This is a genomic window from Konateibacter massiliensis, assembly GCF_900184995.1.
GTDB classification, from domain to species: Bacteria; Bacillota; Clostridia; order Lachnospirales; family Lachnospiraceae; genus Lachnotalea; species Lachnotalea massiliensis.
Map to the genome: position 1 here is coordinate 2,984,760 of NZ_LT860099.1, position 12,274 is coordinate 2,997,033.

Genomic DNA, 12,274 nt, shown 5'->3' on the forward strand with positions numbered 1-12,274 from the left:
GAAATCATGAAATTCAGACCATGTATTGATATTCATAACGGTAAGGTGAAACAGATTGTGGGCGGAAGTCTTACAGATGAAAAAAATCAGGCAGTTGAAAACTATGTTTCGGAAATGGATGCGGAATACTATGCATATTTTTATGAAAAAGACGGCTTAAAGGGCGGACATATTATTCTTTTGAACAGCAGAGAATCCGAATACTACGAGGCAACCAAAAAACAGGCAGTCATGGCGCTGAATGCGTATAAGGGCGGCTTGCAGATTGGCGGAGGAATACAGGCGGAGAATGCGGCGGATTATTTGGATGCAGGTGCGAGTCATGTCATTGTGACCTCTTATGTATTTCAAGGCGGAAAGATTCATATGCCTAATCTTGAGAAAATAAAAAGCGAGGTGGGGAAAGAGCGCCTTGTGCTTGATTTAAGCTGTAGGAGACGTGGAGAGCAATATTATATTGTAACGGATCGCTGGCAGAACTATACGGATGTCATAGTGAATGAGGAAACGCTTGACTTTTTTGGTAAATACTGTGATGAGTTTTTGATTCATGCGGTTGATGTGGAAGGAAAGGCGCAGGGCATTGAAAAAGAGCTTGCGAAAATGCTTGGAGGCTGGGGAAAAATTCCGGTTACTTATGCCGGAGGAGTAGGCAACTTTGCTGATTTAAAAGAATTAAAGGATTTGGGACAAAATAAATTGGATGTGACAATAGGGAGTGCTCTTGATTTATTTGGCGGAAAAATGCCTTATCAGGAAGTACTTCGATTTATGAGTAACTGAACTGCTACTTTTATAAAGCAAAAAAGATGCGCACTTGCATGAAATGTATCAGTGATACCGATCATGCGAGTGCGCGCTTTTTGTTTTAGTCACCTACAATAGCTTTAATCAAAAATAAAAAATCGAAATTTATATTAATGAAAAAGGCACATCTTGAAAGACTGATTATAATTTGTTTACGTTAGTAGCCTGAGGACCTTTTGCGCCGTTTACGATTTCAAATTCAACAGCCTGTCCTTCTTCTAATGATTTAAATCCGTCCATCACAAGGCCTGAATAATGTACAAATACATCGTTTCCTGCTTCGTCAGAAATAAATCCATATCCCTTTTGGTTATTAAACCATTTAACTGTACCTTTGTTCATAATAATATACCTCCATAATAAATAAAAAAAGTAAATAGTTCATGTTGTTTTTCCTACAACATGTTTAAAGAATATCATAAAATATTCCAATTGTAAAGAAGAAATTTTAAAAATTTGGTATAAAAGTTACAAATAACAGGATGATAAAATTGTTTTGTTTAGGAAAAAATAACAAATAAATACAAAAAGCGACAGGAAATACAGAGGAATATGTGAAAGAAATAACTACCCTAGCAAGATTTTACCTTTTTAGAGCAAATAAATCTATTATTATTATAAAAATAATGTGATATATTAGAAAACGTTGGAATGAAAATAAAGCAAGATTAAACATAACGATGAAATATAAAATAACGGAGGAATAGAATGGGAAAGACAGCGTTAATAACAGGTGTGACAGGGCAGGACGGCTCTTATTTGACGGAGCTTTTATTAGAGAAAGGCTATGAGGTACACGGAATTATTCGAAGACATAGCAGCACAAACGTGGAAAGAATCAAGCATTTATTACAGAATCAGGATTCTAAATTTCAGCTCCACTATGGAGATTTATCAGATTCCAGTAATCTCAACCAGCTTTTATACAAAATAAAGCCGGACGAAATCTATAATTTAGGAGCGCAGTCTCATGTAGGTGTATCCTTTGAGGTGCCGGAATATACAGCGGACGTAACGGGTGTCGGAACACTTAGGCTGCTGGAAGCAATTCATCTTTTGAATAAAGATGCAAGATTCTATCAGGCATCCACCTCAGAATTATTTGGAGGATTGCCGGAAACAGCGCCGCAGAGTGAGAAAACTCCATTCTATCCAAAGAGCCCATATGGTGCTGCAAAGTTATATTCCTACTGGATTACAGTAAATTACAGGGAGTCCTATAACTTATTTGCATCAAACGGTATTTTATTTAACCACGAATCACCGCGCAGAGGAGAAAACTTTGTGACAAGAAAGATTACAAGAGCAGCTTCCGCTATCCATCTTGGATTGCAGGACAAACTGTCCCTTGGAAATCTAAATGCAAAGAGAGACTGGGGCTTTGCAGGAGACTATGTAGAAGGCATGTGGAGAATGCTCCAGCAAGATAAGCCAGATGATTATGTGCTGGCGACAGGAGAAACTCACACAGTAAGAGAATTTGTAGATTTAGCATTTGCGGAAATCGGAACAGAATTAAACTGGGACGGTGAAGGCATCAATGAAAAGGGTTATGACAAAAAGACAGGAAAACTATTAGTGGATGTGGACCCTGTATTTTATAGACCGGCAGAGGTTGAATTTTTATGGGGAAATGCGGCTAAGGCAGAAAAAGAGCTGGATTGGAAGAGAAAGACAACCTTTGAGGAACTGGTAAAAATGATGATGGCATCGGATTTGGAACAGCTTAGCAAGGCAGAAATCGGAGTAAATCAATTCAGCCTGATTGAAAAAATCGGATAAGCAGCTTGCTTTGTTAGGAGGCAGAAAAATGGAAAGAAATTCAAAAATATTTGTGGCAGGTCACAGGGGAATGGTAGGTTCTGCGATTGTACGAGGGTTACAGGCAAACGGCTATGAAAATATTGTGACACGCACCAGAGCGGAGCTTAATTTGCTCAGACAGGATGAGGTTGAGAAGTTTTTTGCAGAGGAACAGATCGACTATGTATTCTTAGCGGCGGCAAAAGTTGGCGGTATCATGGCAAACAGCCAGTATCCGGCAGATTTTATGTATGAAAATATGATGCTCGAGATGAACGTAATTAAGAGTGCTTATGACAATCAGGTAAAAAAATTGATGTTTTTAGGAAGCTCCTGCATTTACCCGAGAATGGCACCGCAGCCGATGCCGGAGGACTGCCTTCTCAGCGGCAAATTGGAGGAGACAAACGAGGCATATGCCTTAGCGAAAATATCGGGACTGAAGTACTGCGAATATTTAAATAAGCAGTTTGGCACGGATTATATTAGTGTTATGCCGACGAATCTCTATGGCATCAATGACAATTATCATCCGACCAACTCACATGTTTTACCGGCAATGATTCAGAAAATGCACCTGGCAAAGGCAAATAACGAGGCAGAGGTTGTCATATGGGGAAGCGGAACACCGCTTCGTGAATTTCTTTATGCGGATGATTTGGCGGATGCCTGCATTTATCTGATGAACAACTATTCGGGAAATGAGACGGTCAATATCGGAACCGGAAAAGAAATTGCAATCGGAGACTTGGCAAGGCTTGTCAAGGAGGTTATAGGCTTCGAAGGAAATCTTGTTTTTGACAAGACAAAACCAGATGGAACACCGAGAAAGCTTTTGGATGTGAGAAAGCTTGAGAGTCTGGGATGGAAATATAAGACGGAACTTCGAGAAGGAATTAAGTTTGCGTATGAGGATTACCTAAAAGGGCATAAATAAAGTGTGTTACGGCAGAACATTTGCCGAGACAGACTTCTGATATAAATATAGGGAGGATTCCAGAAGAATCCTCCCTATATTTATGTGCCGAAACCTGAAACTAAGCCCACTTAAAATTCTCAATACCAGCTCCAATTTCAAAATGATATTTAGCAATACCAAGGTCAATTTTGCTGTTAACACCAAACCCTGCTTTTGCTGATACAATATCTTTATTCAGTGAAAATACAAATTTTTGTTGATTCATCGCTGTAGGAGCAAGAAGTGCAGCTTCCACACCCTTTTGAAACCACTCAGGAGCGGCACCGTTTGATTTGATGACGGAATCACTCGATTTTGATTTGTGAGGAACGCCTTGCGTTTCACCATATCCGATAGAAATGACAAGATAAAGTTTCTCACCTTCTTCAATCTGGTAAGCTGATTTTACTTTGCTGAAAGTCAAAGCGACCCAGCAGGTATTCAATCCGAGCGTTTGCGCCAAAAGAACTACTTTTTCTCCGTAATAACCACATTTTTCTTCGAAACCTTCGCCCTTTTTCCCTACAACTGCAATATAATTTTTTACGCCTGAGAATTTTCCGTAATGTGCCAGTCTTCCGTCAAATCCCTTTGGCTCATCAAGAACGAGCTGCATGTGAAGACCGCCTTCCTTATTACATTGCTCGATACAAGACAGCAGCTCTTTTTTTACTTCACCCTCAATCCGTTTGTCCGTATAAGCGCGGACGGAATGTCTTATGTTAATTGCTTCGAATAAATCCATCTTTGTTACCTCCTAAGGTTTCTGTTATTTTGGGTATGTTCTCTCACTAATATATGTTACAAATTATTAAGATCACCACTTCTATCTGGCACATACTTCATAATGTTTTTTATATCCTGAAAAAGAATAATCAAATTATTCAGTTCATTGTCCGTTGGATCAAGATAATAATAGACACAGGTGCCCTCTTTTCGCACCTTTACAATTCCTGCATCCTTTAGTATCTGCATGTGATGGGAAACGGCAGGTCTTGAAAGATTAGTTTTTTGAGCAATATCCACCACACGGCTTCCATGACATTCGCCTTTTAGCATGATGCAAAGCAAATGCTGCCTTGTTTGGTCCCCGATTGCAGTTAAAGTCTTTTGGCAGGATTTAAATTCTGCCTCAAGCTGCTTGATATCTTCTAACGTATTTTCTGGCATAACTATCACCTCGTTTTGTTTAAGTACTTGAACACTTGTATTATATCATAGTTTTTTTTAAATAAGTTATCTGTAAAGAAAATCAAGATGAATAAAATAAAAGCTGAATAAATTTCTGGAATTAAGAGAATATGTATACTAAAAACAAAATAAGGAGAAATGACCTATGGCAAAACGAGCAGTGAAGGCACTGGCGGTCGGAGCAACAGCGGCGGCAGCGGCAGGAGCGGTATATACGGCAAAGAAGAGTGCAAAAAATATGGAGATAAAGAGGGCAGAAAGACTGATAAAGGCTTATGATCCCCAAGACAGACGAGCGTATTTTGTGGGAGGCGGACTTGCTAGTATGGCGGGAGCCGCATATCTCATTCGGGATGCCAACTTCAAGGGAGAAAATATTTTTATTTATGAGGGGAAAAGTATATTGGGCGGCAGCAACGACGGTATGGGAACGCCTGAAAACGGCTTTGTATGCAGAGGCGGCAGAATGCTGAATGAGGAGACATATGAAAATTTCTGGGAACTTTTTTCTACGATTCCGTCTCTGGAAAAGCCGCATAAAAGCGTCACGGAAGAGATATTGGAATTCGACCAGGCACATCCGACTTGTGCAAAAGCCAGATTGATTGACAAGAACGGGAAAATTGTTAACGTTTCAAGCATGGGCTTTAAAAATGAGGATAGGATGGCTCTTGGAAAGCTTATGATGACACCGGAGGATCAGCTTGATGATTTGACCATTCAGGATTGGTTTCGTGAGACACCGCACTTTTTTGAGACAAACTTCTGGTATATGTGGCAGACGACATTTGCATTCCAAAAGTGGAGCAGTCTATTTGAGTTTAAACGATATATGGAACGAATGCTCTTTGAATTCAGCCGGATTGAAACGCTTGAAGGAGTTACAAGGACACCTTATAACCAGTATGATAGCGTGATTCTTCCGATAAAAAAGTTTTTGGAGGATAAGGGGGTAAATTTTGTTACAAACTGTGTTGTAAAAGACATTGATTTTCAAAATGACAGCACGATTACTGCAACAAGTATCCATTTGGAGAGCAATGGTGAAGAGGATGTGGTGTATTTGAAGGAAAAGGATTTATGTCTTATGACGAATGGCTGCATGACGGATTGTGCCACACTTGGGGATTATAATACCCCGGCTAAAATGGAGGCTACAAACCCAATTTCTGCGGAGCTGTGGAGCAAGGTTGCGGAAAAAAAACAAGTACTTGGAAACCCGGCACCTTTTTTCTCAAAGCCGGAGGAAACAAATTGGGAGAGCTTCACGGTCACCTGCAAAAGCGACTGGCTTCATAAGCTCATCGAAGAAATATCGGGAAATATTCCGGGAAGCGGTGCGCTTATGACTTTCAAGGACTCAAACTGGCTGATGAGCATTGTGGTTGCGGCGCAGCCACATTTTATCAATCAGCCTGCCGATGAATATATTTTCTGGGGTTACGGGCTGTACACAAATACTGCGGGAAACTATGTACAAAAGCCGATGAGAGACTGCACTGGAAAAGAAATTCTGGAAGAACTTTTATATCATCTTCATCTGCAAGAAAAGGAATTGGAGATAAAAGCTGATATTGTCAATGTGATTCCTTGTATGATGCCTTATATTGACGCACAGTTTCAACCGAGGAAAAAAACAGACCGCCCGCCGGTAGTGCCTCCAACCTCTGTAAATTTTGCTATGATAAGTCAGTTCGTGGAAATTCCCGAAGACATGGTATTTACAGAGGAATATTCTGTGAGAGCTGCAAGGATTGCGGTATATCAGCTTCTGGGACTGCCAGAGGTAAAAATTTGCCCGGTAACGCCATTTAAAAAGAATCCGATTGTTTTGGCTAAGGCATTGAAGACAGCGTACCGGTAATGAGCTTATATATTATAGAAGAAAGAGGCTGTCATGTGACAGCCTCTTTTTGTATGATAGGAAGGTTCTTGTGTATAATCGACAAGAATAAGAAGTATAAATTAAACAAAATGACGAAAAATAAAATAAAAATATTATTAATATAGACAGAAATATAGTAGTATGCTAATATATTAGTATCGAAAGAGACATAAAACAAAACCTCGAGTCGAAGAAAATGTTAAAACTTGCAAAATCTATAATGACATTTTGCAAAACAGAGAGAAGGAGAAGTAAGATGAAAAAGAAAAACAAATTTATTGCGTCACTTGTTGCTTTGTCAATGGTGGCAGCTTCCTTAACAGGATGCGGCAGCAGCACTGCAGACAATGCAAACACAACAGATACTGCAAATACCAGTGAAGGGGCAAAGAGCGAGGACAGTGCGGCCGCCGATGCATCATCAGGAAAGGGCTATGTAATCGGTTTTACCAATTCCTATAACGGAAATACTTATCGTCAAAAAATGGAAAGCTATATGAATGAAACGATTGAGGAATTAAAGGCAAGCGGAGAGGTCAGTGAATTTATTATTGCAGAAGCAAACCAGAATAATTCCACACAGGTTCAGCAAATCCAGAATTTTATTACACAAGGAGTAGATGCTATTATTATTGATCCGGGCTCAGCTACCGCATTAAATGGTGCGATTGAGGAAGCTTCAGAGGCAGGAATTCCATGTATCATAATCAACGACGGACCGGTTGATTCTACCGCAGACCTTTGCTATCAGATTAACTTCGATACCATATCTCAGATGAGTGCTTTGACGGAATATGTGGTAAAGGCTATGGGTGGTAAAGGTAATCTGATTGAGCTGCGAGGAACAGCAGGCTCTCAATTTGATGAAATAGCACATCAGGGAGTAGCGCAGGTGCTTGAAAATTATCCGGATGTCAATGTAGTGGCAGAGATCTACACAGATTGGACAGGTTCAAAGGCACAATCTGAATTAGCATCCGTACTTCCTACCCTTGATAAGGTAGATGGTGTTGTAACGCAGGGTGGAGACTCTTATGCGGCAGTCCAGGCATTTGAATCAGCAGGCCTTGATTTACCGATTATTGGCGGCGATAACAGAGGATATTTCTTGAAATGGTGGGCAAATAACGCGCCAAAGGGATATGATACTATTTCTGTTTCCTCTAATCCTTGGATTGGCGCATCAGGAATTTATGTTGCGATTGATATATTAGATGGCAAGGATGTACCGAAAGATATGACTCATCCGTTTGGTATCGTTACAGCAGAGCAGGTAGGCGATTATGCAGATGTGGCAGATGAAGATATTTCTTGCCCAACCTATGACAGAGAATGGGTAAGAGAAAATCTTTACCAATAAAATAAGTTATAGTTTCTGCAAAAGATAGACCTTCCCCTTCTGGCGGATACATCCGTACAGAAGGGGAAACGGTTGAATAGGAAACAAGAAAAACAGGTATCTAAAGAAGGGATAATGATGCGAAGCATCAGGTATAACATGGTATCAATAGATAATCAATTTATTTCGATGATGGAACAAGTAAAAAAGAATTTTCAAATTATCGATTTGAGTTACACCTTAGAAGAGAATATGCCTGTATGGCCGACGCACCCGAGATATGGTGCGGTTGTATATGAAACCTATGAGCAGGGCGGTACTTCTATGCATCGGATGATAACAATTGGAGAACATAGCGGAACACATATAGACAGTCCGAAGCATTTTATCGCAGGTGGCAGAGGTGTGGATGAGTTGGATATTACATCTGTCATGGGACGAGGTGTGGTACTGCATGCAGAGCATATTACGCCCAAAGGTGTACTGACACTAAAAGAAATAAAGGAATTTGAAGAAAAATACGGAGAAATCCAAAAAGGGGATATTGTTATAATCCGTTTTGGATGGGAAGAGAAATACGCACTTGGAAGAGAAGGGGAAGAATTTTTAGCTGACTGGCCCGGATTATCTGAAGAAGGAGCAAAATATTTTCTAGATAAAGAGGTATTGGCAGTGGGATGCGATACACTATCCTTGGATGCCTTTGGCGTAAAGGAATATGTGTGCCATGAAATCTTACTGGGAAATAATATTCCGATTATTGAAAATATGTGTAATTTAAAGAAATTACCTCCTGTTACCTATGTGATAGGTTTGGCAAGCAAATTTAAAGGAGGCTCAGGCTCTCCAATCCGCATTACGGCGTTCGTAGAACCAGATAAAAAAGGAGTGTGATTGTGTGAAGGAGAAAGAAAAGCGTGCTCCCTATATGGAGCTGATTGAGATAGATAAGTTTTTCGGGGTTACAAAGGCGCTTCAGAAAGTTAGTTTAGAGTTGTATGAAGGAGAGGTAATAGGTCTTGTTGGCTCAAACGGTGCGGGAAAGTCCACACTTATGAAGGTCATCACGGGCGTTTTGCCGCCTACCGACGGAGCGATTAAGGTGAACGGGCAGGTGCTGTCTAAGTACACAACAAAGGAAGCAAAAGAAGCGGGAATTTCCTGTGCTTATCAAGACTTGTCTCTATGCAGCAATTTAAGCGTATATGAGAATTTTGCCATGCTTAATGTTGACCATAAGCTTATGAGCAAAAGAGGATGGAGAAAAAAGGCAAAACAGGAAGCAAAGGATTTGCTCGAGCAATATTTTCCCAATAATAATATTGATGTTATGGTGCCTGTTGAGAAGCTGTCATTGGCAGAAAAACAGATTGTAGAAATATGCAAAACACTTATGATGGAAAACTTAAAGGTGCTTATTTTAGATGAGCCAACCTCGGCTCTGTCCACAGATAAGGCGCGTCAATTGCAGAAGGTAGTAAAAGAATTAAGTGGCAGAGGAATTGCTGTTATTTATATTTCCCATAAGCTTGATGAAATTAAAGAGGTGTCAAACAGGATTGTACTGATGCGAAACGGTCAAAACATGGGAGAGTGTAATCCGAATGAAATACAGACCGATGAACTGATACAGATGCTTGGAGGAGAAAGTAAGAGAAGCAGAGTAGAAAAGCAGACAGCAAAGGGAGCAGTAGAAGAAACCATTTTAAAGATGCAAAACGTGACAACGAATTCCCTTTTTGATATCAATATGGAAGTAAAAAGAGGGGAAATTGTAGGAATTTCAGGATTAGTCGGTTCCGGGCAGACACAGCTTCTCAATGCGATTTTTGAAACAGGAAAGCGTATCGGAAAAGATAATAAAAACGGAATTCGATTGGATACCACTGTGGCGTATGTGAGTGGTGATAGAGCCAAGGAAGGAATTTTTTCTCTGTGGGATATTCACAATAACATTATGATTTCTAATTTAGATCAGGTGAAAAAAGGATTGTTTTTAAATAAGGAAAAGGCAGAGGCTTTGACGACGCACTGGTATGATAAATTAAAATTCAGAGCAGAGGGAATTCATAGTCCGATTATGTCCTTAAGCGGAGGAAATCAGCAAAAGGCTTTGATTGCAAGAGGTATTGCATCAGGCGCGGACCTGATTATCTTAAACGACCCGACCGCGGGAGTTGACATTGGAACAAAGCAGGATATTTATGGGCTTTTGGAGGAAGCGAAGAAGGAAGGAAAGTCTTTTCTGCTTTATAGTACAGAGGATGCAGAAATTGAAATTTGTGACAGGGCTTATATTATGCATGAAGGAGAGATTACGGAGGAACTGAAAGGTTCTGATATAACCGTGGCAAATATTGTAAAAGCCTCCTTCAAGGAGGTGGTACATAAGAGTGAGAACAAGGAGAAGACACGCAGCCGTATGTCTGCATTATTTAGCTCAAGAGCACTGCTTCCTATTGCAACAATGCTGATTATGATTTTAGTCAATGCTGCAATAAATCCTAATATTTTATCCTACTCTGGACTTCGTATGCTGATGGGCTCAGCCGTGCCTCTTGTTTTTGCTGCATTGGGACAGATGTTTATCGTTGTTTCCGGCGATATTGATATGGGAAACGGCTACTCAATCGGTTTGGTCAATGTGTTGATAGCGGTGCTACTGACAAGCAATCCGGTATTTGGAATTATAGCTTTAATTATTTTTATTGCAGCATATTCCCTTATGGGTGCCTTGGTACATTTAAGAAATATTCCGGCTATTGTGGTTACTTTGGGGGCACAGTTTATATGGCTCGGCTTTGCGCTGATTTTTGCCCCGACTCCGGGTGGATATGCACCAGAATGGCTGCTGGCAGTCTATAAACTTAAGTTCCCGGTTATCCCGATGCCGATTATCATTTCTATATTGGCAGCTTTTATCGCATGGTATGTTTTATACCGTGCAAAATACGGCATGATACTCAGAGGAATCGGAAATAATCCAATTGCGGTGGAGCGTTCCGGTTGGTCCTATTTATGTGCGAAGATGACAAATTACGGTATTTCAGCAGTTATGGTTATCCTGGCAGGTATGTCCTTCACGGCGGTATGTCTTGGAGCAGATGCCAACGCCTCAGCTTCTTACTGTATGCTCAGTATTGCAACAATTATTTTGGGAGGCTGTGAGATGGCAGGAGGGCGTGTGACACCGGTAGGTGTTGTGGCAGGTGCAATTGCGATGTCCTTTATTACAACGCTGCTTACCTCATTGCAGATAGATTCTAACTTCCAGACGGCTGTAACCGGATTTATTTTGATTTTTGTATTGGCAGTTAAATTGATTTCCCACAAAAAGGAGGCGGTAAAATGATAAAAAAGACGTTAAATCGATATGAATTTATATGGCCGCTTTTAGGCTCTATTGTACTGTGGGTTTTAATTGTGACAGTTTCGGGAAAGTTTAGCATGAATCAGTTGTTTTCCAGCGGTAAGCTTGCTACCTTTGCGCTTCTTTTGGCGCTGGCTCAGATGATTGTCGTAACCGGAGGTGACGGTGCGATTGATTTATCCCAGACATATATTTTAACTTTATGTGCCTATGTATCCAGTGATTTGATGAATACAAATATTTTTCTCGGACTGTTGGCAGCGGTTTTAGTTGGAGCACTGTGCGGCTTGGCAAACGGTTTGATTAATATTTATTTAAAGGTTCCGGCAATGATTACAACCTTGGCGACGGGCTACATTATATTTACGATTGTGCTCCTTGCAGCACCTAAGATGAAAACATTGCCAAATGCAGATTTTGTAGCATTCATCAACTCTAATTGGAAAGGCTTCTCCATGTTGACGGTAATTTGTATTGTAGTAGCAGTTTTGCTTGCGGCGCTTTTATACAAGACCAAATACGGAAAACAACTGCATGCAGCCGGACAAAACAGATTGGCAGCAAAATATACAGGAATTAATGTGAATTTCGTTGTAATAGCAGCATTTACTCTGGGAGGTGCCCTCTGCGGCTTCGCGGGAGTATTGTGCGGTGCATTTATAGGAGGTGCTTTCCAGGATATGGGTTCAACCTATTTTCTGCCGTCGATTGCAGCGGCATTTGTAGGAGGAACTGCGGCGGCAGGAGGAAAGTCAAATGTAGCAGGTGTATGTCTCGGTGCGTTGATGATGTCCTTTATGTCAACCTTTTTAAATGCGGCACACCTGTCACCCGGAGTGCAAAAGCTTATTTTAGGTACGTTCTTGGTACTTATTTTGGTAGCTTCTGTCAGCAATGCAACGAAGAAAAAATAGCGGAAAG

General features: G+C 40.6%; 11 protein-coding genes. 8 read left to right on the plus strand and 3 right to left on the minus strand.

The window, feature by feature from the left end; all coding sequences use genetic code 11:
• Positions 1 to 6: 6 nt before the first annotated feature.
• Positions 7 to 783, plus strand: coding sequence for a phosphoribosylformimino-5-aminoimidazole carboxamide ribotide isomerase (gene hisA / locus CTY48_RS19290; RefSeq protein WP_099470054.1), 777 nt, complete (start codon positions 7 to 9; stop codon positions 781 to 783).
• Positions 784 to 948: 165 nt separating this feature from the next.
• Here the strand turns inward: hisA and CTY48_RS19295 are convergent, their stop codons facing one another.
• Positions 949 to 1,149 (minus strand): cold-shock protein, encoded by a 201-nt coding sequence (locus tag CTY48_RS19295; RefSeq protein ID WP_099470055.1) that lies wholly within the window; start codon positions 1,147 to 1,149, stop codon positions 949 to 951.
• A 366-nt stretch (positions 1,150 to 1,515) separates the two neighbouring features.
• On the opposite strand from CTY48_RS19295, the gene gmd reads away from it, so the two are divergent.
• Positions 1,516 to 2,589, plus strand: coding sequence for a GDP-mannose 4,6-dehydratase (gene gmd / locus CTY48_RS19300; RefSeq protein WP_099470056.1), 1,074 nt, complete (start codon positions 1,516 to 1,518; stop codon positions 2,587 to 2,589).
• A gap of 28 nt (positions 2,590 to 2,617) precedes the next feature.
• Positions 2,618 to 3,547, plus strand: a complete 930-nt coding sequence (locus CTY48_RS19305) for a GDP-L-fucose synthase family protein (RefSeq protein WP_099470057.1) — start codon at positions 2,618 to 2,620, stop codon at positions 3,545 to 3,547.
• 100 nt (positions 3,548 to 3,647) lie between these two features.
• Here CTY48_RS19305 and CTY48_RS19310 read toward each other — a convergent pair whose 3' ends face one another.
• Positions 3,648 to 4,313: a nitroreductase family protein gene (locus CTY48_RS19310; RefSeq protein ID WP_099470058.1), complete on the minus strand. Its 666-nt coding sequence runs from the start codon at positions 4,311 to 4,313 to the stop codon at positions 3,648 to 3,650.
• Between the two features lie 56 nt (positions 4,314 to 4,369).
• Positions 4,370 to 4,738: an ArsR/SmtB family transcription factor gene (locus CTY48_RS19315; protein ID WP_099470059.1), complete on the minus strand. Its 369-nt coding sequence runs from the start codon at positions 4,736 to 4,738 to the stop codon at positions 4,370 to 4,372.
• Between the two features lie 166 nt (positions 4,739 to 4,904).
• Here CTY48_RS19315 and CTY48_RS19320 point away from each other — a divergent pair, with 166 nt between their 5' ends.
• From CTY48_RS19320 to CTY48_RS19340, 5 genes are all read left to right on the plus strand, one after another.
• Entirely contained in the window at positions 4,905 to 6,623 is a 1,719-nt protein-coding gene (locus tag CTY48_RS19320; protein WP_099470060.1) for an oleate hydratase, read from the plus strand.
• 277 nt (positions 6,624 to 6,900) lie between these two features.
• Positions 6,901 to 8,004, plus strand: a complete 1,104-nt coding sequence (locus CTY48_RS19325; protein WP_099470061.1) for an ABC transporter substrate-binding protein — start codon at positions 6,901 to 6,903, stop codon at positions 8,002 to 8,004.
• 72 nt (positions 8,005 to 8,076) lie between these two features.
• Complete coding sequence (locus CTY48_RS19330) at positions 8,077 to 8,877, plus strand: cyclase family protein (protein ID WP_236355042.1); 801 nt, start codon at positions 8,077 to 8,079, stop codon at positions 8,875 to 8,877.
• A gap of 4 nt (positions 8,878 to 8,881) precedes the next feature.
• On the plus strand, positions 8,882 to 11,335 hold the full coding sequence (locus tag CTY48_RS19335) for an ATP-binding cassette domain-containing protein (RefSeq protein ID WP_180272789.1): 2,454 nt from the start codon (positions 8,882 to 8,884) through the stop codon (positions 11,333 to 11,335).
• Positions 11,332 to 12,267 carry an ABC transporter permease gene (locus CTY48_RS19340; protein WP_236355043.1) on the plus strand — a complete coding sequence of 312 codons (936 nt, stop codon included), beginning with the start codon at positions 11,332 to 11,334 and terminating at the stop codon, positions 12,265 to 12,267. The genes CTY48_RS19335 and CTY48_RS19340 overlap by 4 nt, the downstream gene beginning before the upstream one ends.
• Positions 12,268 to 12,274 lie beyond the last annotated feature (7 nt).

Bases quoted from the DNA above. Each gene is read 5' to 3' on its own strand.
- CTY48_RS19305 (WP_099470057.1), top strand. From the start codon at position 2,618: ATGGAAAGAAATTCAAAAATATTTGTGGCAGGTCACAGGGGAATGGTA.
- CTY48_RS19320 (WP_099470060.1), top strand. From the start codon at position 4,905: ATGGCAAAACGAGCAGTGAAGGCACTGGCGGTCGGAGCAACAGCGGCG.
- gmd (WP_099470056.1), top strand. From the start codon at position 1,516: ATGGGAAAGACAGCGTTAATAACAGGTGTGACAGGGCAGGACGGCTCT.
- CTY48_RS19295 (WP_099470055.1), bottom strand. From the start codon at position 1,149: ATGAACAAAGGTACAGTTAAATGGTTTAATAACCAAAAGGGATATGGA.
- CTY48_RS19340 (WP_236355043.1), top strand. From the start codon at position 11,332: ATGATAAAAAAGACGTTAAATCGATATGAATTTATATGGCCGCTTTTA.
- CTY48_RS19310 (WP_099470058.1), bottom strand. From the start codon at position 4,313: ATGGATTTATTCGAAGCAATTAACATAAGACATTCCGTCCGCGCTTAT.
- hisA (WP_099470054.1), top strand. From the start codon at position 7: ATGAAATTCAGACCATGTATTGATATTCATAACGGTAAGGTGAAACAG.
- CTY48_RS19315 (WP_099470059.1), bottom strand. From the start codon at position 4,738: ATGCCAGAAAATACGTTAGAAGATATCAAGCAGCTTGAGGCAGAATTT.
- CTY48_RS19325 (WP_099470061.1), top strand. From the start codon at position 6,901: ATGAAAAAGAAAAACAAATTTATTGCGTCACTTGTTGCTTTGTCAATG.